This is a genomic window from Streptomyces sp. SS8 (assembly GCF_054072955.1).
On record NZ_JBSVCZ010000017.1, the window covers coordinates 110,537 to 136,226 of the forward strand.

Below are 25,690 nucleotides of genomic sequence, written 5' to 3' on the forward strand. Positions count from 1 at the left end.
ACCTACCCGCCGGTTCGGGTTGATGCGCGCCGACGGGACGGGTATTGCCGATCCGGGAGGAGTCGCCCGGGCGGGGCGGCCGGGCGGGGGCCGGCCGGTCCGCGGGCGGAGCGCCCCGCCGGACCCCGCGCGGCGCCGCGGAGCGCTCTCCGGCGCCCCGGCACCTGGGTGCCTCAGTAGGCGCGGGCGACCACGGCCACCGTACCGGGGGCGTCGTCGGACTCAGGTACCGACCCGTCCTCGCCGACCAGGCAGCGCACCGTGACGCCCTGCTCGGCGAGCCGCGCCTCGCCCTCCGGGCCCAGGTCGGCCCAGGGGATGCGGGCCCAGCCGCCTCCGGCGGCGGCCTCGGCCGCCTCCTCCACCGTCCGCACGTCCGCGGTGCGGGCCTCGCGGCGCTCGCGGGAGAGGCGCAGCAGCAGCGCCTGGTCCTCCTCCAGGATCCTCGGGCACAGCTCGGCCAGGGCGTCGACGGCCACCGGCTCCTTGCCCCCGGCGATCCGGCGTACCAGCATCGCGGTGCCGCCCTCCAGGTCGCGCGGGCCGATCTCGAGGCGCAGCGGCACGCCCTTGAGCTCCCAGTCCACCGCCCGCCGGCCGAAGGGGGTGTCGGTGCGGTCGTCCACGCGCACCCGGACACCGGCCGCGGCGAGCCGGTCGCCGACCTCTCGGACCCTGGCCAGCACCGCGTCGTCGCCCTTGATGGCCAGGACGACGGCCTGGACGGGTGCCAGGCGCGGCGGGATCCGCAGGCCGCCGTCGTCGCCGTGCATCATGATCAGGCCGCCGACCATCCGGGTGGAGGTGCCCCAGGAGGTCTGCCAGACCAGCTCCCGCCCGCCGTCCTTCGACAGGTAGCGGGTGTCGAACGCCTTGGCGAAGTTCTGGCCCAGCTCGTGGCTGGTGCCCATCTGCAGGGCCTTGCCGTCGCCCATCATGCCCTCCAGGGTGAGGGTGTTGACGGCGCCCGCGAAGCGTTCCCGGGGCGTCTTGCGGCCCAGTACGACGTCCATGGCCAGGACGTTCTCCATGAAGTCGGCGTAGACCTCGCGGTGGATGCGGGCGGCGTAGTCGCGCGCCTCCTCGTAGGTGGCGTGGGCTGTGTGCCCCTCCTGCCACAGAAACTCACTCGTTCGCAGGAAGACCCTCGGACGCATTTCCCAGCGCACCACGTTGGCCCACTGGTTGATCAGCAGAGGCAGGTCCCGGTAGCTCTGCACCCACTTGGCGAAGTACTCGTTGACGATCGTCTCGGAGGTCGGCCGGACGACCACCGGCTCCTCCAGCTCCTTGCCCCCGCCGTGCGTGACCACGGCCAGCTCGGGGGCGAAGCCCTCGACGTGCTCGGCCTCCCTGGTCAGGTAGGACTGGGGGATGAACAGGGGGAAGTAGGCGTTGTCGGCGCCCGCGGCCTTGATGCGGGCGTCCATCTCCTGCTGCATCCGCTCCCAGAGCCCGTACCCGTACGGCCGGATGACCATGGTGCCGCGCACCGGCCCGTTGTCGGCCAGCCCGGCCTTGTTGATCACGTCCTGGTACCAGCGCGGGAAGTCCTCCGCCTGGGGGGTGAGCACGGGAGCCTTTGCCATGCCGCGCATGTTACGGCGGTCTGCTGCGGATGCGTGAACCGGACCGCCGGGGGAACGTAGGAGTGCGCGCGGGCAAGCGTGGTGGAAACACCCCGGCGCCCCTCTGGACTCGGGGACAGATGCGCAGTTCCCTGGCTTTCGGGAACTTCCAGGACCTCATCAAGGGACGAGACGGCGGCCGGTTATCCGGCGATCCTTCCATCGGAATGGGGATGTTGCGATGGCACCCACGCTCGCACAGCGGCACCTCCCGCGGCCCGCCCGGGACTGGGCGGAGATTCAGGAACGGATGCTGGTTCCGCTCTACGAGGCGGTATACGAGCGGTTCGAGGTCGGACGGCACTCCCATGTGCTGGGCCTGGGCTGCGGCTCGGGCCTGGCGCTGGTGATGGCCGCGGCCCGGGGCGCGACCGTCACGGGGACGGACACCGACGAGGCACGCCTGGAGCTGGCCCGGCAGCGGCTGCTGCCCGAGCCGCAGTGGGGCGCGCGGCACTGGACCGCGCGGGTGCTGCCGGGCGGTCCGGACGGCGGACCGGACGGTGCGGCGCTGCGCGAGGGACCGCCGCCGACGCTGGTGACCGCCTTCGACGCCCTGCCGGAGGCCGCCGTGCTCGCCCGGGTGGCCCAGACGGCCGGCCGGGGGGTGCCGGTGGTGCTGGCGGGCTGGGGGCCGGCCGAGCGGTGCGCCGCGGCCCCCGCGCTGCGGGTGGCGCAGCGGCTGGCGCAGCGGCCGGCCGAGCCGGAGCGTGCGGCGGGCCGGTGCTGGCGGCCGGGCGGCCGGGACGATCTGGAGGATCTGGCGCGACGGGCCGGGCTGCGCCCCGACGGCTCGGGCCGGGTCGCGTGCCCCTTCGGCTACGCCGATCTGGACAGCGCGGTGCGCGGGCTGGTCTCGACCGGGCTGTACGACGCGGCCGTCCGGGCGACGGACGAGGAGCAGGTCGCCAAGGAGCTGGCCGAGGCGCTGCGCCCGCACGTACGGCCGGACGGCACCGTGTGGATGCAGAACCTGTTCCGCTACGTGGTCGCCATGACCTGAGGGCGCCGCCGGCACGCGGCGGGCGGCGCCCCCTGGCGGTCGTCCGCGCGGTCACTTGGGCGGGAGCATGTCCTTGAACTCCTGGGGCAGCTCGAAGTCCTCCGGTCCCTGGCCGCCGGGCAGCCCGAATGCGCCGCCCTGGCCCGCGGCGCGGCGCTCGGCCACGGCCTGCTCCTCGGCCTTGCGCTTCATCGGGTTGCCCGAGCGCTGCTTGCCCTTGGCCTTCTTCTGCTGCTTGCCCTTCTTCCGGGCGCCGCCCATGCCCGGCATGCCCGGCATCCCGGGCATCCCCGGCATACCGCCCTGGGCCATCCTCGACATCATCTTGCGGGCCTCGAAGAAGCGCTCCACGAGGTTCTTCACCGCGCTGACGTCCACGCCGGAACCGCGGGCGATGCGGGCCCGCCGCGAGCCGTTGATGATCGTGGGGTCGGTGCGCTCGGCCGGGGTCATCGACTTGATGATCGCGGCGGTGCGGTCCACGTCGCGCTCGTCGATGTCGTTGATCTGCTCCCGGATCTGCCCCATTCCGGGCATCATCCCCAGCAGTTTGGAGATGGAGCCCATCTTGCGGACCTGCTCCATCTGGGCCAGGAAGTCGTCGAGGGTGAACTCCTTGGGCCCCTTGGCCAGCTTGGCGGCCATCTGCTCGGCCTCTTGCCGGCTGAAGGTCTGCTCGGCCTTCTCGATGAGGCTGAGGACGTCGCCCATGCCCAGGATGCGGGACGCCATGCGGTCCGGGTGGAACGCGTCGAAGTCGTCCAGCTTCTCGCCGTTGGAGGCGAACATGATCTGGCGGCCGGTGACGTGCGCGATCGACAGGGCCGCACCGCCGCGGGCGTCGCCGTCGAGCTTGGAGAGCACCACGCCGTCGAAGCCGACGCCGTCGCGGAACGCCTCGGCGGTGTTGACCGCGTCCTGGCCGATCATGGCGTCGACGACGAAGAGGGTCTCGTCGGGGCGGACGGCGTCGCGGATGTCGGCGGCCTGCCGCATCATCTCGGCGTCGATGCCCAGGCGCCCGGCGGTGTCGACGATGACGACGTCGTACTGCTTGCCGCGGGCGTACTCGATGGAGTCCTCGGCGACCTTCACGGGGTCGCCGACGCCGTTGCCCGGCTCGGGCGCGTAGATCCCGACGCCCGCGCGCTCGGCGACGACGGTGAGCTGGTTGACGGCGTTGGGTCGCTGCAGGTCGCAGGCGACCAGCAGCGGGGCGTGGCCCTGCGCCTTGAGCCAGCGCCCCAGCTTCCCCGCGAGTGTGGTCTTGCCCGCGCCCTGCAGACCGGCGAGCATGATCACCGTCGGCGGGTTCTTGGCGAGGCGCAGACGGCGGGTCTCGCCTCCGAGGATGCCGATCAGCTCCTCGTTGACGATCTTGATGACCTGCTGGGCCGGGTTCAGGGCCTTGGAGACCTCGGCGCCCAGGGCGCGTTCCTTGACCTGCTTGATGAAGGCCCGGACCACGGGCAGGGCGACGTCCGCCTCCAGCAGGGCGATACGGATCTCGCGCGCCGTGGCGTCGATGTCCGCCTCGCTCAGACGGCCCTTGCCCCTGAGGTTCTTGAACGTCGCTGTGAGGCGATCGGAGAGAGTGTCGAACACGTCGGTCGCGGATCCTTCGCGTTGGTGGCGGTGTCGGCGGTCGACCTCCAAGAGTATCCGCCCGCCCGCGGTCCGGTCAGCCGCCCAGGGCCCGCTCCAGCTCCGCCGCGAGACCGGCGGCCTCGCGCGGCGGCAGCGGGGCGCCGTCGGGGCCGGTGACGTAGAAGGCGTCCACCGCGTTGGCGCCCAGGGTGCCGACGCGGGCGCTGCGCACGGTGACACCGGCGTCCTCCAGGGCCCGTCCGATGCGGTACAGCAGCCCCGGGGCGTCCTGGGCGCGCACCTCGATGACCGTCGCCAGCCGCGATCCGGCCGGGGCGACGGTCACCTTCGGCGGCGGGGCCCCGGCTCCGTGCCGGCGGGCGCGGCCCAGGTGGGCCCGCTCGCGCTCGGCGAGCCGGGCGTTCAGGTCCAGGGAGCCCGCCAGGGCGCGCACCAGGTCGGCGCGGAGCCGGTCGGCCTGCGGCGGCGTTCCGTACTCGGCGGCCACCCGCCAGCTCAGCAGCAGCACTCTCCCCTCGCCGAGCGGGTCGACGGTGCGCAGGTCGGCGGCGCGCACCGTCAGCCGGTGCAGAGCCAGGACGCCGGCCGCGGCGGGCAGTACGCCGGGCCGGTCGGGCAGGGCGAGAAGCAGTTCGACGCCGACCGGTTCCGGGCCCGCCTCTCCCTCCTCCTCCCCCTCCGCGGAGCCTGCCCGGTCCGCCCGGCCGCTCCGGTCCGCCTCGGCCGGCGTCCCGGCCCGGGTGTGCAGGGAGAGCACCGGCCCGCCGGTACGCCACGCCCGCGCGGCCAGCCGTTCGGCCCCGGCGGTGGGCCGTGGGGCGGGGTGCTCCTGCCGCCCCGTCACCTCCGCGGACGCCTCCCCTTCCAGCCCTTCCAGCCCTTCCAGCACTGCGCAGGTGCGCCTCACCAGATCGGCCACGAGCCCCGCGCGCCAGGCCGACCAGGCCGCCGGCCCGGTGGCCAGGGCGTCGGCCTCGGTGAGCGCGTGCAGCAGCTCCAGGGTGCCGGTGTCGCCGACGGCGTCGGCGACGGTGCGTACGGTGGCCGGGTCGTCCAGGTCGCGCCGGGTGGCGGTCTCGGCCAGCAGCAGATGGTGGCGGACGACGGTGGCCAGGGTCGCGGTGTCGGCGTCGCCGAAGCCCATCCGGGCCGCCAGGCCGCGTACGACGGCCTCGCCCGCCACACTGTGGTCGCCGGGCAGGCCCTTGCCGATGTCGTGCAGCAGCGCGGCGACCAGTAGCAGGTCGGGGCGGCGGACGCGGCGGACGTGCGCCCCCGCCCGTGCGGCGGTCTCGATCAGATGGCGGTCGACGGTCCAGCGGTGCACGGGGTTGCGCTGCGGACGGCAGCGCACCCGTTCCCACTCGGGCAGCCAGGCGGTGACCAGGCCCTCCGCGTCCAGCGCCTCCCACACCCCGACGGCGGCCTCGCCCGCTCCCAGGAGGGTGACGAACTCCTCACGGGCCTCGGCCGGCCAGGGCACCGGAAGCGGCGGCGCCGCGGCGGCCAGCCTCCGCAGGGCGGGGCGCGAGGGCGGCAGCCCGGCCTGGGCGGCCGCCGCGGCGGCACGCAGCGGAAGCACGGGGTCGCGCTCGGGGCGCGCGGTCCGGGCGAGCACCACCTCGCCGTCCTGCACCACGACACCGTCGGCCAGCGGGGTGCGCTCGGCCGGCCGCCGGACGCGCCGCGGCCCCGGGCGGCGGGCGCGCAGCACCCGGTCGACCTCGCGCCAGGTGACGTCGCAGGCGTAGGAGAGGACCCGGGCCGCCTCGTAGACGCGGCGCAGCAGCGCGTCCGCGTCCTCCAGCGCGAGGGCGGCGGCCACCTGGTCCTGGTCCTGGAGGGCGAGCCTGTCGGTGGCACGGCCGGTGGTCAGTTGGAGGGCGTCGCGTACGTCCAGGAGGGTGCGGTGCGCCTCCTCCAGGCCTTCGCGGGGCGCGTCCGCCAGCCAGGAGGCGGCCACCGCGCGCAGGGCGGTGGCGTCGCGCAGGCCGCCGCGGGCCTCCTTCAGGTCGGGTTCGAGGAGGAAGCGCAGCTCGCCGTGGCGGCGGGCCCGCTCCAGGGCCGTCTCGCGCAGTTCGGGCAGCAGCCGGTGGGCGCGGGTGCGCCAGCGGGCGAGCATCCGGGTGCGCAGGGCGGCGGTGAGCTGCGGGTCTCCGGCGATGTGCCGGGCGTCGAGCAGCCCGAGCTGCACCCTGAGGTCGCCGGCCGCGGCCCTCTCCACCTCCTTCGGGGTGCGCACCGAGTGGTCCAGGGCGATCCCGAGGTCCCACACGGGGTACCAGAGGCGGTCGGCGAGGGCGGCGACCTCGTGCGCGTCGCGGCCGGTGTGCAGCAGCAGCAGGTCCAGATCGCTGCGCGGGGAGAGCTCCCCGCGGCCGTAGCCGCCGACGGCCACGAGCGCGATCCCCTCGCCCGTGTCGCCCAGCAGCGAGGCGAGCCAGGCGTCGGTGAGGCCGGACAGGGCCCGGCGGCGCGGCGGCCCGGACCGCGCTCCCTCACCGAGGAGGCGCAGCCGGGCCGCCGCGTAGTCGCCGGGGTCGCCGGATCCCGTGGTCATGTGGTCTCCCGCTCCGGCCGGCTCACAGCGCGTCCGGGCCGCGCTCGCCGGTGCGGACGCGCACCGCCGTCTCGACGGGCACGCTCCAGACCTTGCCGTCGCCGATCTTGCCGGTCCGGGCGGCCTTGACGACCACGTCGAGGAGCTGCTCGGCGTCCTCGTCCTCGACGAGCACCTCCACCCGGATCTTGGGGACGAGGTCGACGGTGTACTCGGCGCCGCGGTACACCTCGGTGTGGCCGCGCTGCCGGCCGTATCCACTGGCCTCGGTGACGGTCAGTCCCTGCACTCCGAACGCCTGCAGGGCGTCCTTGACCTCGTCGAGCCGGTGCGGCTTGATGACTGCGGTGATGAGCTTCACGCGTCCACCTTCTTGTCGGTCTCCTTCGCGGACGGCGGGGCCGTCGCGCTGTCGTTGCGGCCTCCCGCGGCGCCGCGGGAGGCGGGCGAGCCGCCCACCGCGCTGAAGTCGTACGCGGTCTCGGCGTGGTACGCCTGGTCCAGTCCGGCGGTCTCGTCGTCCTCGCTCGCCCGGAAGCCGACGACCGCGTCGACCAGCTTGGCCAGGATCCAGGAGACCGTGAAGGAGAAGGCCATCACCGAGAAGGCCCCGGCGGCCTGCTTGCCGAGCTGGGTGAGGCCGCCCACGCCGTCCGTGGCCAGGGCGCCGACCAGCAGGGTGCCGATGACGCCGCCGACGAGGTGGACTCCGACGACGTCCAGGGAGTCGTCGTAGCCGAGCCGGTACTTCAGGCTGACGGCCCAGGAGCAGACCAGACCGGCCACCAGGCCGATGACGATCGCGCCCACGGCGTTCACGTGCGCTCCGGCGGGGGTGATGGCGACCAGGCCGGCGATGGCTCCGGAGGCGGCCCCCAGGGTGGTGAAGGCGCCGTGCCGGATCCGCTCGTACAGCAGCCAGCCCAGGATGGCGGCGGCGGTGGCGACCTGGGTGTTCAGGGCCATGGTGGCGGCGGTGCCGTTGGCGCCCAGCGCGGAACCGGCGTTGAAGCCGAACCAGCCGAACCACAGCAGGGCGGCGCCCAGCACCACCAGCGGAAGGCTGTGGGGCCGCATGGGCTCCCGCTTGAAACCGATGCGCCTGCCGACGACCAGGACGGCGGCCAGGGCGCCGACTCCGGCGTTGATGTGGACGGCGGTGCCGCCCGCGAAGTCGATGACCTCCAGCTCGAACAGCCAGCCGCCCTCGGCCCACACCCAGTGCGCGACGGGGAAGTAGACGACCGTGGCCCACAGCGTGATGAACAGCGCCCAGGCGCTGAACTTCACGCGGTCGGCCAGGGCGCCGCTCATGAGGGCGGGCGTCAGGGCGGCGAACATCAGCTGGAAGAGGACGAAGGCCAGGACCGGGATGCCCTCGTCGCCGCCGGTCAGCGCCTCGGTGCCGATGCCGCTCAGACCGATGTGCTCAAGGCTGCCGATCAGGCCGCCGGTGTCGGTGCCGAAGGCGAGCGAGTAGCCGTACAGGACCCAGAGGACGCTCACGATGCCCAGGGAGATGAAGGACATCATGAGCATGTTCAGTGCGCTCTTGACCCGGACCATGCCGCCGTAGAAGAGGGCCAGGCCGGGCGTCATCAACATGACCAGCGCCGCGCTGATCAGTACGAAAGCGGTATCCGCGCCGTTCAATGTGGGCGTCTCCTCGCGTACGCGACCCGTGGGGGCGGATCTGGGGATCAGGATGAGCCACAGATTCCAGGAGCTCCGTTTCCGCCGATGCGGCGCGGCGTTTCACCGCCGTGACGAAGGCGCCCCCTCTGTTACGCCCGGGTGAACACGCCCGCGGGCCGGAGCCGCGCCGCCGGCCCGGCCCCCGGCCGCCCGTGCGGCGCACCACCGCGGGCGGGCACGGCGGCCGTGCCGTCCGGGCTCGGTACGGACCGGCCGGCGTGGTCGTATGACAACCCCGGGGCCGTGCGGAGGGCGGCCGGGAAGGGACGGTGGGGTGGGAGCGGCGGTGGGCGTGGCCGGGGCCGGCAACGAGGTCGGCCGCGCGGTTCCGGTCCCGCTCAGCCCGCGAGGGCGGGCGCGGCCTCGGGCAGTTCGCCGGCGAGCCGCTCGGTGAGTTCGGCGACCTCCGCGACGTCCCCGAACTCGCGGGCCGCCGTGGCCACGGTCCTGCGGATGCGGTTGTCGACCCGTTCCGAGCGCAGGCGTTTCGCCACCGCCAGCGCCCGGCCGGCCATCTCGGCGCACTGCTCGGGTTCGCGCTGCAGCAGATGGACACTGGCCATGCCGGCGAGGTTGAGCGCGTAGGAGCGCTGGTGTCCGCTGCCGCCGCCGCACTCGCGGCCGAACAGCTCCACGGCCTTCCGCATCGCCGGCTGTGCGAGCGAGAGGTAGGCGGGGCTGCGGCCCGCCACGTAGGCGAGGTCCCGGTAGGAGTGGGCGTTCTCGGCGTTCAGCTCGGCCTCGGAGAAGAAGCCGATCCAGTCCGGGTCGCCGTCCCCCTCGGTGGCCTCGGCGAAGGTCTCCTCGGCCATCCGCACCGCCCGGTGGCACTTGTCGGGCCGCCCCATGTTGGCGTACGCGCGCGCCTCCACCGCGTGGAGCATGGCCTGGGTGCGGGGAGTGGCCTCCTCCCGGCCGCCGTACTGCGCGAGGTGCACCAGTTCCAGCGCGTCCTCGGGCCGGCCCAGATGGATCATCTGGCGGCCCATGTCGGAGAGCACGTACGAGCCCAGCGGCCGGTCACCGGCCTCCCTGGCCGCGTGCAGGGCGAGGACGAAGTACTTCTGCGCGGTCGGCTGGAGCCCGACGTCGTAGCTCATCCAGCCGGCCAGTTCCGCCAGCTCGGCGGTGACGCGGAACAGCCGTCGCCGCACCGGCTCGGCGTGGTGCTCGTGGAGGAGGTCGGTGACCTCGTGGAGCTGGCCGACGACGGCCTTGCGCCGCAGCCCGCCGCCGCACTGGGCGTCCCACCGGCGGAACATCACGATCGTCTGCTCCAGCAGCTCCAGCTCCGGGCCCGACAGCCCGCGGTCGCCCCGCGCGCCGGGATACCGGGCGGGGGCCGGCGGCGCGCCGGGCAAGTACTCGCCGGGCGCCGGGGCGGCGGGGGCCGGCACCAGCCAGCGCTGCATCGGCTCGATCAGCGCGGGCCCCGCGGCCACGCCCAGGGAGGTGCCGAGGAAGCCCCGGCGGGCCAGCATCAGGTCGCTGCGCGAGAACTCGCTGATCATCGCCACGGTCTGCGGCCCCGTCCAGGGCAGGTCCACACCGCCGTCGGAGGCCGTCGGGCGGGCGGTGCGCAATCCGAGTTCCTCGACGGCGACCACACGGCCGAAGCGTTCGGAGAACAGCTCGGAGAGGATGCGCGGGATCGGCTCGCGGGGCTGCTCGCCGTCGAGCCAGCGGCGCACCCGGGAGGTGTCGGTGCTGATGTGGTGCGCGCCCATCCGGCGTGCGTGGCGGTTCACCTGCCGGGCCAGCTCTCCCTTGGACCAGCCGCTGCGCGCGAACCACGAGGCGAGCTGTCCGTTCGGGCGCTTCCCGGCGGTGCCGACTCCGCCGCTGCTGCCGTTGCCGCCCACTGGAACGCCCCCATCCCGGCCCGTACGCGTCCTGTCCTCGGATGCCCTCTCGGCATGCCTCTGGCATAGGCGCACGTAGGGCGTCTCTCCGTGCCTCTGTGCCACCGTGTGAACCGAAAGTAATCCTACGATCACTGACGCGGCGAGTGAAATTGCAAAACCGCCACCATTCGCCACCCCTTCGGATGAACTCAAGCAGCGTTTCGCGCGGTTCACTTGACCCAGGGCGGCCACAACCGGTTGAAGCGATGCACACCGGGGGCGCGCGAGGACCGGCGCACCCCCTCACAGAGATCCCGTCGCCCCGCTTCGACCCGGACCGCCCGGCGTCGCTCTGTGCGACGGTTTCGTAACCAAGAGCACGCGGGACCCGTTGGAGGGGGCATGGGCTTCACAATCGGCAGCATCCGCGAGATCCGGGAGCTCCGGGAGTCGCGGTCCGGTACCCGGCGCCGGGGTCGCTCCCCGGTGTGCACGGCGGTGGCCGAGTACACCGGTCTGTGGGGCTGGGACGTGGTCCCCGGAGCGCGCGCCACGCGCGTCGGCGGCCGGACCGAGTGCTCCTGCGGTGCCCCGCGGTGCCCCTCCCCCGGCGCCCACCCCCTGGACGAGTCGCTCCTGGTGCCGGCCGGCGCGACGCTGGACGAGGCGACCGCCGCCTGGGAGCGGGTCCCGGGCGCGGCCCTGCTGCTGCCGGTGGGCCGCGCCTTCGACGTCATCGAGGTCTCCGAGTCCGCCGGGCGCCGCGCGCTGGCCCGGCTGGAGCGGATGGGACTGCCGCTCGGGCCGGTCGCCGTCACCCCGCACGGCCGCGCCTGGTTCTTCGTGGCCACCGGCGCCGCCGCCGGCCTGCCCCGTCTGCTGTACCGGATGGGCTGGGACGACGCCGTGCTCGATCTGCACGGCCTCGGCCCGGGCGACCACGTCACCGCCCCGCCCTCCGACCTCGGCGGACTCGGCCCGGTCCGGTGGCTGCGGCCGCCCACGCTGGAGGGAGCCGGCCGCCCCCCGCAGGCCAGGCTGCTGCTGGGCACCCTGGCGTACGTCTGCCACCGCGAACTGCCCGGTTCCTGAACCCTCCGGGCCCGGGCCCCGCCGCGGCCTCGGCCGTGCGCGGCGGCGGGGCGCCCGGTGCCCCCGGTGCGGCAGCGTCAGTCGCCGATCAGGGCGTCGACGAACGCCTCCGGCTCGAACGGCGCCAGGTCGTCCGCCCCCTCGCCCAGGCCCACGAGCTTGACCGGGACGTTCAGCTCGCGCTGGACGGCGATGACGATGCCGCCCTTGGCCGTGCCGTCGAGCTTGGTGAGCACGATGCCGGTGATGTCCACGACCTCGGCGAAGACCCGGGCCTGGATCAGCCCGTTCTGGCCGGTGGTGGCGTCCAGGACCAGCAGGACCTCGTCGACCGGGCCGTGCTTCTCAACCACCCGCTTGACCTTGCCCAGCTCGTCCATCAGGCCGGTCTTGGTGTGCAGCCGTCCCGCGGTGTCGATGAGCACCACGTCCGCGTTCTCGCCGATGCCCTCCTTGACCGCGTCGAAGGCGACCGACGCCGGGTCGCCGCCCTCGGGGCCGCGTACGGTGCGGGCGCCGACGCGCTCGCCCCAGGTCTGGAGCTGGTCGGCGGCGGCGGCGCGGAAGGTGTCGGCGGCACCGAGCACGACCGACCTGCCGTCGGCGACCAGGACGCGGGCGAGCTTGCCGGTGGTGGTGGTCTTGCCGGTGCCGTTGACGCCGACGACCAGCACCACGCCCGGCCGCACCACGCCCTCGGAGGACACGCCGCCCTCGGTGTGGACGGTGCGGTCCAGGTCGGTGCCGATCAGGGCCAGCAGCTCCTCGCGCAGCAGCGTGCGCAGCTCGGAGGGAGTGCGGGTGCCCAGCACCCTCACCCGCTCGCGCAGCCGCTCGACCAGCTCCTGGGTGGGGGCGACGCCGACGTCGGCGGTGAGCAGGGTGTCCTCGATCTCCTCCCAGGTGTCCTCGTCGAGGTGGTCGCGGGAGAGCAGGGTGAGCAGACCGCGGCCCAGGGTGTTCTGGGAGCGCGACAGGCGCTCGCGCAGCCTCACCAGGCGTCCGGCGGTGGGCGCGGGCACCTCGATCCCGGGGGCCTCCGGCTGCGGGGGCGCGGGGGGCGCCGCCGCCTCCGCGTCCGTCGCCCCGACCGGGGGCCGCGGCAGCTCGACCTCTTCGATGGTGCGGCGTTCCTCCGCGCGGGGAGGTCCGGCCTCCTCTCCGACCCGCGGTTCGGTCGGGGGTGCGGTGATGGTCGGGGGCGGTGCGGAGCGGTCCAGCCGTGGTGTCTTCTTCCTGCGGACGCCGGTGACCACCAGTCCGCCGATCGCCACGAGGGCGACCACGGCGATGACGACAACGAGAATGAGGATGTCCATGGTTCCCTAGAGAGTTACCTGCGTCACGGGCAGGGTCTGGCCGTGACGCAGAGCCGTTCGGGCCGGGCGAGAGGCTCCTTCGGAGCCGGAGTCACAACGCGTCCCAGTATCGGTCAAGGACGCGGACGAGCGCCGTTGCGGCCCGCGGGCGGGCCGCAACGGCGCTCGTCGCCGCGAGGACGGGGCCTTGGAGCGGATCAGCCCATCTCCTCCAGGGTCCTGCCCTTGGTCTCCGGCACGAACTTCAGGACGAACGGGATCGACAGGGCCGCGAAGACGGTGTAGATGACGTACGCGCCCGACAGGTTCCAGTCCGACAGACTCGGGAAGGTGACGGTGATCAGCCAGTTCGCCACCCACTGTGCTCCGGCGGCGACGCCGAGGGCGGCGGCGCGGATGCGGTTGGGGAACATCTCGCCGAGCATCACCCAGACCACCACGCCCCAGGAGAGGGCGAAGAAGAGCACGAAGGAGTGCGCGGCGATCAGCGCGACCGTGCCCTGGGCGTCGGGCAGCGTGATGTCGTCGCCGGTACCCCTCTTGAAGGAGAAGGCCCAGGCCGCGGCGCCCAGCGAGAGTGCCATGCCCGCGGAGCCGGTCAGGGCCAGCGGCCTGCGTCCGACCCGGTCCACCAGGAGCATCGCGATCACCGTGCCGACGATGTTGATGATCGAGGTGGTGAAGGAGTAGAAGAACGAGCTGCCGGGGTCGATGCCGACCGACTGCCACAGCGAGGCGCTGTAGTAGAAGATCACGTTGATGCCGACCAGCTGCTGGAACAGCGACAGGCCGATGCCCACCCAGACGATCGGCAGCAGGCCGAAGCGTCCTCCCAGCAGGTCGCGCGGGCTCGGCCTGCGCTCGCCGCGCATGCGCTCGCGGATCTCGGCGATCCGGGCGTCCAGGTCGCTCCCCCGGGCCTCGACGCCCGCGAGGACGGCCCTGGCCTCGTCCGTGCGCCCCTGGGCGACGAGGTGGCGCGGGGACTCGGGTATGCGCAGGGTCAGCAGTCCGTACAGCAGGGCGGGGACGAGCTCGATGCCGAGCATGAGCTGCCAGGCCTCCACGCCCAGCAGGCTGCCGCGCTGCTCGCCGTCGGCGAGGTTGAGCACTCCCCAGTTGATCAGCTGGGACACGGCGATGCCCAGCACGATCGCGGCCTGCTGGAAGGAGGCGAGCCGGCCGCGGTACTCGGCCGGGGCTACCTCGGCGATGTAGGCGGGCGCGATCACCGAGGCCATGCCGATGGCGACGCCGCCCAGGGTCCGCCAGAAGGCAAGGTCCCACATGGTGAAGGGGAGCATGGAGCCGACGGCGCTGAGGCCGAAGAGCACCGCGGCGATCTGCATCACCCGGATGCGGCCCAGCCGGTCGGCGAGCCGGCCCGCGGTGGCGGCGCCGATCGCGGCACCGATCAGGGCGGCGGCGATGATCTGCGCGAGCACTCCGGAGGCGACGTCGAATCTGCCCCGGATGCCCTCGACCGCACCGTTGATGACGGAGCTGTCGTAGCCGAAGAGGAAGCCTCCCATCGCCGCCGCGGCAGCGATGAAGACGACGTGTCTGAGGTGCTGCTGCCGTCCGTCCGGGGCGCCCGGTCCGTCCGGCCTCACCTGCGCGGTGCTGGTCACGTTGTGTACTCCTGCGATCCCCGGCGGCGGTGCCGGGTGGGCTGCCAAGTGGTTGCCGCCTTTTACCCGGCACGCGCAACCGCATGCCGCCGTTTGAAGGCATGGCCGACCATGCAGAGACTATTCCTTCAAAAGTTGAAGTCAATAGAGGAGAGGGATCCGGAACAGGCTCAGGCTGTGACGTTTTCTGTTCGGGAAGTGAAGCAGGGGTGAAGGGTCAGAGGTGTCCCGACCCGCACCGCCGCTCACCGGGGAAGCTCAGCGGAGCCGCTGGCTGATGACCTTGGACACCCCGTCGCCCTGCATCGAGACGCCGTAGAGGGCGTCGGCGACCTCCATGGTCCGCTTCTGGTGGGTGATCACGATGAGCTGGGAACTCTCCTGGAGCTCCCTCATGATCCCGATCAGCCGCTGGAGGTTGGTGTCGTCCAGCGCCGCCTCGACCTCGTCCATGACGTAGAACGGGCTGGGCCGCGCCTTGAAGATCGACACCAGCAGCGCCACGGCCGTCAGCGAGCGTTCGCCTCCCGACAGCAGCGACAGCCGCTTGACCTTCTTCCCCGGCGGCCGGGCCTCGACGTCCACCCCCGTGGTGAGCATGTTCTCCGGGTCGGTGAGGACCAGCCGCCCCTCGCCGCCGGGGAACAGCCGCGAGAAGACGCCCTCGAACTCCCGGGCGGTGTCGCGGTACGCCTCGGTGAAGACCTGCTCGACCCGCTCGTCGACCTCCCTGACCACCTGCAGCAGGTCCGCGCGGGTCTTCTTCAGGTCCTCCAGTTGCTCGCTGAGGAAACGGTGCCGCTCCTCCAGGGCCGCGAACTCCTCCAGCGCCAGCGGGTTCACCTTGCCCAGCTGCCGGTACGCCCGCTCGGCCGCCTGCAGCCGCTTCTCCTGCTCGGCACGGACGAAGGGGACCGGGCGGTTGCGCGGGTGATCGGGGTCCTCGGGCAGTTCCTCCCCCTCGGCGGGCGGCGACGGCGGCACCGGCTGGTCGGGGCCGTACTCGCGGACCAGTACGGTCGGCTCCACGCCCAGCTCCTCCAGGGAGCGGGTCTCCAGCTGCTCGATCCGCAGCCGCTTCTCGGCGCCCAGCACCTCGCCGCGGTGCACGGAGTCGGTGAGCTTGTCCAGCTCCTCCTTCAGCTGCCGGCCCCGGTCGCGCTCGGCGGCCAGCTCGCGTTCCCGTCCGGCCTTGGCGCTCCGGGCGGCCTCCCGCTCCTCCCCCGCCCGCGCCAGCGACACCTCCACATGCGCCAGCAGCTGCCGGGCGCCGGAGGCGACGGCCGAGGCCACCTCCCGCTCGTGCCGCAGCCGGGCACGACGCCGCTCCGCGCGCGCCCGCGCCTCCCGTTCGGCACGTGCCGCCCGGTCCAGGGAGTCCGCTCGTCCGGCGAGCCCCTTGACCCTCTCCTCGTGGGTGCGCACCTGGAGGCGGGCCTCCATCTCCGTCTGCCGGGCGTTGGCGCCGTCGGCCGCCAGCCGGTCGCGCACCGAGGTGTCCGGCTCCTCCTCGCCCGGCCGCTCCTCGGCCGCCACCAGCCGCCCGGCCAGCTCCTCGGCCTCCTCGCGGGCCCGCGCCAGCGCCTCCTCGGCCCTGGTCACGGCCGCCGCCGCGCGCTCGGCCTCCCCCGCCGCGGCCCGCGCCTGTCCGCCCAGCCGCCCGAGGCGGCCCGCGACCTGCGACCTCTCCCTGTCGGCCGCGCTGCGCCGCGCCCCCAGCTCCTCGACCCGGGCGGCGCACTCGCGCCGCCGCTCCCGGGCCCTCTCCCGTTCCTCGGCCAGTGCCTCGCAGCGGCCGTCCAGCTCGGCCAGCTCCGCGGCGGCCTCGTCCACCGAAGCCCGCACCTCCAACAACGACGGCGCCCCGGCGGCACCGCCCTGCGCGAAGTGGGCACCGAGCAGATCGCCCTCGGTGGTGACGGCGGTCAGCTCCGGGCGGGCGGTCACCAGCTCCACCGCGTCCCGGAGGGAGCCGACCACCACCACGCCGCGCAGCAGCCGCCGCACGGCGGACAGCAGGTCATCCGGCCCCGACACCAGCTCCGCGGCCCACCGCGCACCGGGTGCGTCCAGGGCCCCGGGGAGCCCCTGTGAAGGCGCGCCGCCGAGCAGCAGCGCCGCACGGCCGGCGTCCTGTCCGCGCAGCAGGCGCAGGGCTTCGGCGGCCGCGGTCGGGCCGTCCACGGCCACGGCGTCCGCGGCCGGACCGAGAGCGGCGGCGACGGGCACCTCGAAACCGGGTGTGACGGTGAGGAGTTCGGCGGCCGGGCCGAGCAGCCCGGCGAGTTCCCCGCCGGCGCCGAGCAGGGCGCCGGTGCCGTCCTTGCGGCGCAGCCCCAGGGCCAGTGCGTCACGGCGGGCGGCGGTCGCCGCGCGTTCCCGCTCGGCGGCCGACAGCGCCTCGCGGGCCGCGCTCAGCTCCGTCTCGGCCTCGGCCAGCTCCCGTCCGGCCGCCTCGTGGCCCTCGGCCAGCTCGGCGTCGTCCGCGTCCAGCCCGTCCACCTCGGCCCGCAGTGCCTCGTACTCCTCCTGGGCCGCCGCCGCGCGCTCGGCCGCCTCGTCCCGGGCGGTGGCCAGCCGGTCGATCTCGGCCTGCGCGGAGGCGGCCCGGCCGCGGGCGGCGGTGACCTGGCCGTGCAGCCGGGCCAGCCCCTCGCGGCGGTCGGCGATGGCGCGGGCGGCGTCCTTCAGCCGTCGCTCCTCGTCCGCCAGGGCGCGCTCCAGCTCCGCGCGGTGGACGACGGTGTCCTCCAGCGCCCGGCTCGCCGCCTCCAGCGCGGCCGTCAGCTCCGCCTCCTGCTCGCGGACCCGGGCCGCCTCGCGTTCCATGTCCTCCGGATCGCGCCCCCGGCGCTCCTCGACGGGCTCGGCGGACGCGCTTCGGACCCGGGCGTCGGCCAGGCTCACGGTGCCGCGCACCCGCTCGGCGAGCTGCGACAGCTCGTACCAGGTCTGCTGCGCCTGCTCCAGCCGCGGGGACAGCTCCCTGACCTGCTGCTCCAGCGCCGCCTCCCGTCGCAACGCCTCCCCGAGCGCGGCCTCCACCGACTCCCTGCGCTCCTTGAGCGCGGCCTCGTCGGCGAGTTCGGCCCTCAGCGCCGCGCGCAGGGCCACCAGATCGTCGGCCAGCAACCGCAGCCGGGCGTCGCGCAGGTCCGCCTGGATCACCGCGGCCCGGCGGGCGACGGCCGCCTGCCGCCCAAGCGGCTTGAGCCGACGGCGCAGTTCGTCGGTGAGGTCCTGGACGCGGGCGAGGTTGGCCTGCATCGCGTCCAGTTTCCGCAGCGCCTTCTCCTTGCGCCTGCGGTGCTTGAGGACGCCGGCGGCCTCCTCGATGAAGGCCCGGCGGCCGGCCGGGTCCGCGTGCAGGACGGAGTCGAGCTGGCCCTGGCCGACGATGACGTGCATCTCACGGCCGATGCCGGAGTCCGACAGCAGTTCCTGGATGTCCAGCAGCCGGCAGGTGTCGCCGTTGATCTGGTACTCGCTGCCGCCGTTGCGGAACATGATCCGCGTGATGGTGACCTCGGTGTACTCGATGGGCAGGGCGCCGTCGGAGTTGTCGATGGTCAGGGAGACCTCGGCCCGGCCGAGCGGGGAGCGGCCGGATGGACCCGCCGTCCCCGCGAAGATGACGTCCTCCATCTTGCCGCCGCGCAGCGACTTGGCGCCCTGCTCGCCCATCACCCACGACAGGGCGTCCACGACGTTGGACTTGCCCGAGCCGTTGGGACCCACCACGCAGGTGATGCCCGGCTCGAAGCGCAGCGTCGTGGCCGAGGCGAAGGACTTGAACCCGCGCAGGGTCAGGCTCTTGAGGTGCACGTACCCGGACTTTACTCCCAGGTGCCCGTTTCACGGCCGAAGCGAGTTTCGCCGCCGAACGGGTGGGGCACATCACACGGTAAGCGCCACGGCCCCGGCCGGAAACGACGAAGGGACGCCGAAGCGTCCCTTGCAGTTTTCTCCAGCGGCTTGGCGCTGCGTTCCCCGGACCGGGAGGTCAGGTGAGCGCAGGCTCCGCCTTCGATACGTCGATGCTCTCCAGCAACGAGTCGCCGTGCCGTGCAGCGGCGGCCGACAGCGCGTCGTTCTCCGCCTGGATCCGTACCAGCTCGGATTCCAGGTCCTGAACACGCTGCTGCAGCCGTCGCATCTCGGCGAGGACTCGGGGGTCGGAACCGCCGACGTAACCGAGAAGCGCCTTTGCCATGATGGATGGTCCTCCACACTGAGTGACCGACCGGAACGGTGGTGGGTCGTGAGGGAATCGCACCCGCGGTTGCCGTCCGGCCTTCATTCCCAAGGCAGAACAGCTGCGGTGCGCGGGGCTTCCAGAGTCTCACCAAAAGTTTTGGCGGTCAACACGATCACGCCACGAGCCCCGGCGGCCTTGACTCGACGGCACTCAATCTGCCGGAGGGCTCGCGGGGTTCCACGGGGGTGACGCTGGCCGCAGCCTTGCACGTCACGCGGGGAAAGGCAACCACTTTGGATCATCGGATCGCGAAGCCCTCGTAGCCGCCGCGCGGCGGACCCCAGATCTCGGTCACCCCTTCGACCCGGCCCGGCGTATCACCCGTTCGGAGCCATTCCAGCAGCAGCTCGCAGCGATCGCGCGGCCCTTCGGCGACCACCTGGACCCGGCCGTCACCGAGATTGAGCGCGAAACCCTCCAGGCCACCGATCCGCAGCGCGTTGGCCCGGGTGAACCAGCGGAAACCGACACCCTGCACCCGTCCGCGCACCCAGGCCGTCATCCGCACCGCCTCCCCGGCCGCGCCCGCGCCGGCGCCCTCCTCGTTCGTACTCATGGGCGCACGTTATCCGGACGCGCGCCGCCCCTGCGTGCCCGCCCGCCGCCCTCTCCCGCGTTTCCGCCGTCCGCTCCTGCGCCTCCCGGGGATGCCGTACAGTCACGCCGCAACGGGACTCACTCTTTCGAGTGACACAAGTGACGCCGATCACGTGAGGACTGCAGCAGATGGGACGCCACCGCCGCGCCGAACCGGTTCCAGCACCGGCCCCCGTCGCCCCCGACCACCACACGGCGGGCGGGCGCCACCGCGGTCCGCACCGCAGGCGGAGCGCCGTCCCCGTCCGCACCGGCCTCCTCGGAGCCTCGGCCGCGATGGCGATGGGCGCCGTGGCGGTGGCCTCGGGACTGCTGCCCGGCCCGAACGGCGACTACACCGTCGGCGGGTTCGCCTCTCCCTCCGGCGTGGCCCCGGACGATCTGCGGGACCTGCGGACCCGGGGCGCGGCGACCCCGGCCCCGGACGACCGCGGAGAGGGCTCCACCCCGGGCCCCGGCGACGGCCGCACCGCCTCTACCGACGCCGGGCCCTCCCGCGACCGGAAGCCGGACAAGCCGGAGGCCACACCGTCGAAGAAGCCGGCCGAGCCCACCCCGTCGCGTGGCGGTACGCCCCCGGCGGGGAAGGACGGCGCGGGCGGCGACGCCGTCCGCGAGTCCTCCGAGAGCCCCGGCGAGCCCTCCGCCTCCTCCTTCAAGTCCACCGCGCCCGGCCTCCCCTCCCTCGACGAGGAGACGGCCGCCGAGGCGGAGGTGCTGAGACTGGTCAACCTGGAACGGGCCGAGGCCGGCTGTCGGCCGGTCACCGCCGACCCCGAACTGGCCCGGTTGGCCGAGGAGTTCAGCCAGGACATGGCCGCCCGGGGATTCTTCTCCCATACCGGCCCCGACGGCGACACCCCCTGGGACCGCGCCGAGGCGGCGGGCATCGACAACCTCGGCGGCGAGAACATAGCCCGCGGCCAGGCCGACGCGCAGGCGGTGATGGACGCCTGGATGGACAGCCCCGGTCACCGCGCCAACATCCTCAACTGCGACTACCGGACCCTGGGCGTGGGCGCGCACTTCGCCGAGGGCGGCCCCTGGTGGACGCAGAACTTCGGCTTCTGAGAATCCCCCGGGTCAGAGCCCTGATCCGGTCCCTGGGCCGTCTCCGGGCGGTGTTCGGCGCGCCGGGCGGGGCGGGCGCTGGCAGCGCGGGCAGAAGTAGCTGGAGCGGTTCATCCAGGGGCTGCGGCGCATCGGGGCGGCGCAGCGGCGGCAGGGCAGGCCCTCCCGGCCGTAGGCGTCCAGGGAGCGTTCGAAGTAGCCCGACTCCCCGTTGACGTTGACGTAGAGGCTGTCGAAGCTGGTGCCGCCGACGGCTAGGGCCGCGTTCATCACGTCGCGGACGTGGCCGAGGAGTTCGGCGGTGCGCGGGCGGGTGAGGGTGGCGGTGGGCCGGTCGTAGTGCAGCCGGGAGCGCCACAGCGCCTCGTCCGCGTAGATGTTGCCGACCCCGCTGATCAGGGACTGGTCGAGCAGTGCCCGCTTGAGCGTGCTGCGGCGGCGGCGCAGGGCGATGTGGAAGGCCGCCTCGTCGAAGGCCGGGTCCAGCGGGTCGCGGGCGATGTGGGCTATGACGTCGGGCAGGCCGTCTCCCGTGGTGGCGTGCAGCGACAGTCCGCCGAAGGTGCGCTGGTCGACGAAGCGCAGTTCGGTGCCCGCGTCGTCGGCGAAGCGGATGCGGACGCGCAGGTGCTTCTCGTCGGGGGCCTCCCGGGGCTGGACGAGCAGCTGCCCGCTCATGCCGAGGTGGGCCAGGACGCACTGGCCGGTGTCCTGGAGCGGCAGCCACAGGTACTTGCCGCGGCGCCGGGGCGCGCCGACACGCGCCCCGCGCAGCCGGCCGGTGAAGTCCTCCGCCCCGGGGAGGTGGCGGCGGACCGCCCGGGGGTGAAGCACCTCGGCCCCGGCGATGGTGCGGCCGCCCACCCAGCGCTCGAGTCCGCGCCGGACGACCTCGACCTCGGGCAGCTCTGGCAACGACGGCTCCTCATCGATGGAGATCCCGCGTCGGCGGGAGGCGGTGTGGGTGGTCACTGGTGGAACGACGCGCCCACCCGTCCGGATTCCGGGCGGGTGGGCGTAAGGCGCGGCGGGGTGGGATCCGGGCCGGTCAGGAGACCTTCTCGGCCCTTGGGCCCTCCCGTTGGTCGGCAGCGGCCCGGATGGCACGCCAGGCGGCCTCCGCCGCCTGCTGCTCGGCCTCCTTCTTGCTGCGGCCGGTGCCGGTGCCGTACGCGACACCACCGACGCGGGCGGCAGCCGTGAAGGTCTTCTCGTGGTCGGGGCCGGTCTCGGTGACCAGATACTCCGGAACCCCCAGCCCTTCGGCCGCGGTCAGTTCCTGGAGGCTGGTCTTCCAGTCCAGCCCGGCGCCGAGGTTGGAGGACTCCTCGATCAGGGGGTCGAAGAGCCGGTGCACCAGTTCGCTGGCCGCCTCCAGTCCCCGGTCGAGGTAGACCGCGCCGATCACGGCCTCCAGGGTGTCGGCGAGGATCGACGCCTTGTCCCGGCCGCCGGTGCCCTCCTCGCCCCGGCCGAGCCGGATGAAGGCGCCCAGATCGAGACCGCGGGCGACCCCGGCCAGCGCGCGGGAGTTGACCACCGCCGCGCGCAGCTTGGCGAGCTGGCCCTCGGGCAGGTCGGGGTGGGTGCGGTAGAGGGTGTCGGTGACCACCAGGCCCAGCACGGAGTCCCCCAGGAACTCCAGGCGCTCGTTGGTGGGCAGGCCGCCGTTCTCGTACGCGTAGCTGCGGTGCGTCAGCGCACGCGTCAGAAGGGCGGACTCGAGCTGGTACCCGAGCCGCCCTTCCAGAAGCGTGTGGGACGATGCCGCGTCCACCAGACCCGCCCTCTGCGCCGTCCCACCCCCGTCGTTGCGGGGGAGGTCTCCGGGCGTAGTGGCGTCTGACATGGAGCCCGTCACCAGCCGATCAGACCTCGAGGACCTGGCGGCGGTTGTAGGTGCCGCAGTTCGGGCAGGCGATGTGCTGCTGACGGGGCTCCTGGCAGCGCTCGCACTTCACCAGGGTCGGGACCGCAGCCTTCCACTGCGACCGGCGGTGGCGCGTGTTGCTGCGCGACATCTTCCGCTTCGGAACAGCCACGGCTATTTCTCCTGTGGATCGTCCCCGGCAGTGCGGGGTGCGTTGTCTTCGTCCTTCTCGCCGTCCCGCATGGAGCCGGCGAGTCCTTCGAGAGCCGCCCACCGGATGTCGACGGCCTCGTTGTGGTCGTGCCCGGGGTCGTCCGCGAGCCTCGCCCCGCAGCGGGGGCAGAGTCCGGGGCAGTCCTCCTGGCACACCGGCTGCAGCGGCAGTGACAGCACCACCGCGTCGCGCAGCACGGGCTCGAGGTCGAGCAGGTCGCCCTCGAGTTGGAACGTCTCCTCGTCCTCGGCGTCGTCGCCGGTGTCCGCGAAGCGGCTCCGGTCGTCGGCGTCGGGGTAGGAGAACATCTCCTGGAAGTCCGCCTCGCATTCCTGCTCCAGCGGCTCCAGACACCTTACGCACTCCCCCTTCAGCCGCGCACGGGCGGTGCCCGTGACGAGCACCCCTTCCATGACCGACTCCAGGCGGAGGTCGAGCTCCATGGGCGAGCCCTCCGGCACCCCGATGACCTCGATGCCGAGATCCCCGGGAGCCGGGACCGTCCGGGAGAACTCCTTGAGCGCACCCGGACGGCGCCCCAGCTCGCGCGTGTCCAGCACGAGGGGGGAACGGGGGTCGAGGGGGGCGTTCAGGGCTTCCTGCTTTCTACGGTCTGACACCGGCTGGCTCCGATTCCTGCGTTCTGGGCAGCCGAACGTCGCGGGCGGACCACGACCGAAGGGCCAGGATACTGGACCGGCCGCCCCGGACCCAATCCGGTCCGGCGGGGCACCGGACCGACGGGGCGCCGGACCGGTGGAGCGCCCGGGCCGGGGGGCTAGCGGCCCTGTTCGTACTGCCGCAACTGCTCCATGTCGATCATGCTGGTGTCGAAGAAGCTGGTCTCGTCGAGCGCCGCGGGCTGCTGCGGCTGCTGGGGCTGGTAGGCGGGCTGCGGCGGGGACTGCTGCTGATACGCGTACGGATCCTGCTGCGGCTGCCCGTACTCCTGCGGATAGCCGTAACCGCCCTGCTGCGGCTGCTGGGGCTGGTAGGCGGGCTGCGGCGGGGACTGCTGCTGATACGCGTACGGATCCTGCTGCGGCTGCCCGTACTCCTGCGGATAGCCCTCCTGCGGATAGCCGTAACCGCCCTGCTGGTAGGCGTACGGATCCTGCTGCGGCTGCTGCGGCTCGTACACGGGCTGCTGCGGCGGCTGCGCGGGGACCCGCGGCGTCTGCCGGGGCGGCTGAGACGGCTGCGGCTCGTGTGAGACCGCGGCGAGGTCCGCGAGGTAGTCGGCGTCGCTCTGCTGCCCGTGCTCGTCCTGGGCGGCCAGATGGGCGCCCAGCTCGTCGATGGGCCGGTGGCCGGTGAGCTTCTGCCGGCCGCGCCCGACCGCCTCCAGGGTCTTGGACAGCACCGCCTCGAAGGCCCGGAACTGTGCCTCCACATAGGCGTCGGCGCGCCCCCGCAGCTCGGCGGGGTCGGCGGAGCGCTCCGGGATGTCCTCGCCGCCCTCCTCGCCGTAGGGGTCGGTGCCCGGGGCCCGGCCCAGCAGCTTCTCCCGCCCGCGGTCGACCGAGCCTATGGTCTTGCTGAGGACGACCTCGAAGTTGGCGAGCTTGCTGTCGACGTAGTCGTCGGCCTCGGCCCGGATCCCCTCGGCCTCCTGACGCGCCTGGGCGAGGATGCGGTCGGCCTCCTCCTGCGCACGGCGGGCGATCTCGGTGCCGGAGACCAGCGATCCGCGTTCGGCCTGTGCGGAGTCGATGATCCGCTGGGCCTCCTGCCGGGCCTCGGCGATCATCTGCTCCCGGTCGCCGATCAGCTCCTGGGCCTGGGCGAGCGAGCCCGGCAGCGCCTGCCGCACCTCCTCCAGCATCCCCAGCAGCTCCGCGCGGTTGACCACGCAGGAGGCCGACATGGGCATGGAGCGGGCGCCTTCGACCGCCGCGACGATGTCGTCGAGTTTCTGCTGTACGTCCACGGGAGCGACTGTACGGGCAGCGGCCGCCGGTGCGACAGCGGATGCGGGAACCGGTCCGGGCACGGGCGCGTCCGCTCCCCTGAACCGGCCGGGGGCCGGCGGCGGGCGGCCGGACGCGTCAGGGGCGGGACAGCCGCTCGCGCAGGGCCTGGAGCACCTGGGGCGGCACCAGGTGGGAGACGTCGCCGCCCCAGGCCGCGACCTCCTTGACCAGGCTGGAGGAGAGGAAGCTGTAGGTCGGGTTGGTGGGCACGAACAGCGTCTCCACCCCGGACAGCCCGTTGTTCATCTGGGCCATCTGCAGCTCGTAGTCGAAGTCGCTGACCGCACGCAGGCCCTTGACGATGGCCGGGATGTCGCGCTGCTTGCAGAAGTCCACCAGCAGTCCGTGGAAGGCCTCCACACGCACGTTGCCGTACTCGGCGGTGACCTGGTGGATCAGGTCGATGCGCTCCTCGACGGCGAAGAGGCCCTGCTTGGACTTGTTGATCATCACCGCGACGTACACCTCGTCGTAGAGCCTGGAGGCGCGGGAGATGATGTCGAGGTGTCCGTTGGTGATGGGGTCGAAGGACCCCGGACAGACGGCGCGGCGCACTGGCGTTTCCTCGCTCTCCGTACGGGTCATGACGCGTCGGTGACCTCTTCGGCTTCTTCGGCGGCGCGACCGTACCAGAGCGTCCCCTCGCCGTAGCGGCGCGACCGCAGCCCCTCGAAACCGGCGGGCCAGCGGAATTCGCCGCCCCTGGTGCTCCGTTCCACGGTGGCGAGGGCGCCGCCCGCGAGCCACCCCCGGGCACGGAGTGTGAGAAGGATCTCGCGCAACTCCTCGTCCCCGACGGCGTAGGGCGGGTCGAGGAACACCACGTCGTACGGTTCCGCGGGGGCCTGCGCGCGCACTGTCTGCTCCGCGCGGCCGGCCTGTACCTCGGCGCCGGGCAGGCCGAGGCCGCGGACGTTCTGGCGGATGGTGCGCACGGCCCGGGCGTCGGACTCGACCAGCAGGACGTGGGCCGCGCCGCGCGAGAGGGCCTCCAGGCCGACCGCGCCCGAGCCCCCGTACAGGTCGAGCACCCGCAGGCCCGCCAGCGGGCCGAGCAGCGACTCCCAGGTGGAGAACAGCCCCTCGCGCGCCCGGTCGGAGGTCGGGCGGGTGCCCTGGCCCGGCGGTACCGCCAGGCGTCGTCCGCCGGCCGCTCCGGCGATCACGCGGGTCATCGCTTCACCGTCTCCAGGGTGCTGGGGCAGGGTTGGTGGGGCGGGGGGGCCGCGGGGGGCCCCCCCCCCCCCCCCGGGGCGGCGGGGGGGGGGGGGCCCCCCCCCCCCCGGGGGGGGGGGCCGCGGCCCCCCGGGGGGGGGGGGGGGCCCCG

The 25,690-nt window shown here is 73.7% G+C and carries 21 protein-coding genes; 3 read left to right on the forward strand and 18 right to left on the reverse strand.

Features of this window, described 5'->3' with window-relative positions; translation table 11 throughout:
- Window positions 1-173: 173 nt before the first annotated feature.
- The gene (gene proS, locus ACW69E_RS17840) at window positions 174-1,589 is read right to left on the reverse strand and encodes a proline--tRNA ligase (protein WP_457499234.1); all 1,416 of its coding nucleotides are present in this window, start codon (window positions 1,587-1,589) and stop codon (window positions 174-176) included.
- Between the two features lie 220 nt (window positions 1,590-1,809).
- Here proS and ACW69E_RS17845 point away from each other — a divergent pair, with 220 nt between their 5' ends.
- Window positions 1,810-2,631, forward strand: a complete 822-nt coding sequence (locus tag ACW69E_RS17845) for a methyltransferase domain-containing protein (protein WP_457499235.1) — start codon at window positions 1,810-1,812, stop codon at window positions 2,629-2,631.
- Between the two features lie 51 nt (window positions 2,632-2,682).
- On the opposite strand, the gene ffh is transcribed toward ACW69E_RS17845, so the two are convergent.
- The 5 genes from ffh to nsdA form a co-directional block, all read right to left on the reverse strand.
- Window positions 2,683-4,236, reverse strand: a complete 1,554-nt coding sequence (ffh, locus tag ACW69E_RS17850) for a signal recognition particle protein (RefSeq protein WP_457499236.1) — start codon at window positions 4,234-4,236, stop codon at window positions 2,683-2,685.
- 76 nt (window positions 4,237-4,312) lie between these two features.
- On the reverse strand, window positions 4,313-6,799 hold the full coding sequence (locus ACW69E_RS17855) for a [protein-PII] uridylyltransferase (protein ID WP_457499237.1): 2,487 nt from the start codon (window positions 6,797-6,799) through the stop codon (window positions 4,313-4,315).
- A gap of 22 nt (window positions 6,800-6,821) precedes the next feature.
- Window positions 6,822-7,160, reverse strand: a complete 339-nt coding sequence (locus tag ACW69E_RS17860; protein ID WP_457499238.1) for a P-II family nitrogen regulator — start codon at window positions 7,158-7,160, stop codon at window positions 6,822-6,824.
- Window positions 7,157-8,452: an ammonium transporter gene (locus tag ACW69E_RS17865; protein WP_457499239.1), complete on the reverse strand. Its 1,296-nt coding sequence runs from the start codon at window positions 8,450-8,452 to the stop codon at window positions 7,157-7,159. Before ACW69E_RS17865 ends, ACW69E_RS17860 begins: the two co-directional genes overlap by 4 nt.
- Window positions 8,453-8,832: 380 nt before the next feature.
- Window positions 8,833-10,356, reverse strand: a complete 1,524-nt coding sequence (gene nsdA / locus ACW69E_RS17870) for a transcriptional repressor NsdA (RefSeq protein WP_457499240.1) — start codon at window positions 10,354-10,356, stop codon at window positions 8,833-8,835.
- 384 nt (window positions 10,357-10,740) lie between these two features.
- Here nsdA and ACW69E_RS17875 point away from each other — a divergent pair, with 384 nt between their 5' ends.
- Entirely contained in the window at window positions 10,741-11,430 is a 690-nt protein-coding gene (locus ACW69E_RS17875; protein ID WP_457499241.1) for a bifunctional DNA primase/polymerase, read from the forward strand.
- Window positions 11,431-11,507: 77 nt separating this feature from the next.
- On the opposite strand, the gene ftsY is transcribed toward ACW69E_RS17875, so the two are convergent.
- The 5 genes from ftsY to ACW69E_RS17900 all read right to left on the reverse strand — a co-directional run bounded on the left by ftsY (window position 11,508) and on the right by ACW69E_RS17900 (window position 19,194).
- Window positions 11,508-12,749, reverse strand: a complete 1,242-nt coding sequence (gene ftsY, locus ACW69E_RS17880) for a signal recognition particle-docking protein FtsY (RefSeq protein ID WP_457499242.1) — start codon at window positions 12,747-12,749, stop codon at window positions 11,508-11,510.
- A 197-nt stretch (window positions 12,750-12,946) separates the two neighbouring features.
- Window positions 12,947-14,380: a sugar porter family MFS transporter gene (locus ACW69E_RS17885; protein ID WP_457499243.1), complete on the reverse strand. Its 1,434-nt coding sequence runs from the start codon at window positions 14,378-14,380 to the stop codon at window positions 12,947-12,949.
- 258 nt (window positions 14,381-14,638) lie between these two features.
- Window positions 14,639-18,205 (reverse strand): chromosome segregation protein SMC, encoded by a 3,567-nt coding sequence (gene smc, locus ACW69E_RS17890; RefSeq protein ID WP_457499244.1) that lies wholly within the window; start codon window positions 18,203-18,205, stop codon window positions 14,639-14,641.
- Between the two features lie 178 nt (window positions 18,206-18,383).
- A complete protein-coding gene (locus tag ACW69E_RS17895; protein WP_093662111.1) occupies window positions 18,384-18,593 on the reverse strand; it encodes a hypothetical protein in 210 nt (69 codons plus the stop codon).
- A gap of 283 nt (window positions 18,594-18,876) precedes the next feature.
- Window positions 18,877-19,194 carry an acylphosphatase gene (locus ACW69E_RS17900; RefSeq protein WP_457499245.1) on the reverse strand — a complete coding sequence of 106 codons (318 nt, stop codon included), beginning with the start codon at window positions 19,192-19,194 and terminating at the stop codon, window positions 18,877-18,879.
- A gap of 170 nt (window positions 19,195-19,364) precedes the next feature.
- On the opposite strand from ACW69E_RS17900, the gene ACW69E_RS17905 reads away from it, so the two are divergent.
- The gene (locus ACW69E_RS17905; RefSeq protein ID WP_457499246.1) at window positions 19,365-20,306 is read left to right on the forward strand and encodes a CAP domain-containing protein; all 942 of its coding nucleotides are present in this window, start codon (window positions 19,365-19,367) and stop codon (window positions 20,304-20,306) included.
- A gap of 12 nt (window positions 20,307-20,318) precedes the next feature.
- On the opposite strand, the gene mutM is transcribed toward ACW69E_RS17905, so the two are convergent.
- The 7 genes from mutM to rsmD all read right to left on the reverse strand — a co-directional run bounded on the left by mutM (window position 20,319) and on the right by rsmD (window position 25,538).
- The gene (gene mutM / locus ACW69E_RS17910; protein ID WP_457499247.1) at window positions 20,319-21,221 is read right to left on the reverse strand and encodes a bifunctional DNA-formamidopyrimidine glycosylase/DNA-(apurinic or apyrimidinic site) lyase; all 903 of its coding nucleotides are present in this window, start codon (window positions 21,219-21,221) and stop codon (window positions 20,319-20,321) included.
- Window positions 21,222-21,354: 133 nt separating this feature from the next.
- Entirely contained in the window at window positions 21,355-22,155 is an 801-nt protein-coding gene (rnc, locus tag ACW69E_RS17915; RefSeq protein WP_457499248.1) for a ribonuclease III, read from the reverse strand.
- 19 nt (window positions 22,156-22,174) lie between these two features.
- Window positions 22,175-22,348: a 50S ribosomal protein L32 gene (rpmF, locus tag ACW69E_RS17920; protein WP_031508259.1), complete on the reverse strand. Its 174-nt coding sequence runs from the start codon at window positions 22,346-22,348 to the stop codon at window positions 22,175-22,177.
- A 2-nt stretch (window positions 22,349-22,350) separates the two neighbouring features.
- Window positions 22,351-23,010 (reverse strand): YceD family protein, encoded by a 660-nt coding sequence (locus ACW69E_RS17925; protein ID WP_101254524.1) that lies wholly within the window; start codon window positions 23,008-23,010, stop codon window positions 22,351-22,353.
- Between the two features lie 158 nt (window positions 23,011-23,168).
- Complete coding sequence (locus ACW69E_RS17930; RefSeq protein ID WP_457499249.1) at window positions 23,169-24,320, reverse strand: cell division initiation protein; 1,152 nt, start codon at window positions 24,318-24,320, stop codon at window positions 23,169-23,171.
- Window positions 24,321-24,438: 118 nt separating this feature from the next.
- Complete coding sequence (gene coaD, locus ACW69E_RS17935) at window positions 24,439-24,918, reverse strand: pantetheine-phosphate adenylyltransferase (protein WP_457499257.1); 480 nt, start codon at window positions 24,916-24,918, stop codon at window positions 24,439-24,441.
- A gap of 26 nt (window positions 24,919-24,944) precedes the next feature.
- Window positions 24,945-25,538, reverse strand: coding sequence for a 16S rRNA (guanine(966)-N(2))-methyltransferase RsmD (gene rsmD, locus ACW69E_RS17940; RefSeq protein ID WP_457499250.1), 594 nt, complete (start codon window positions 25,536-25,538; stop codon window positions 24,945-24,947).
- Window positions 25,539-25,690: the final 152 nt, after the last annotated feature.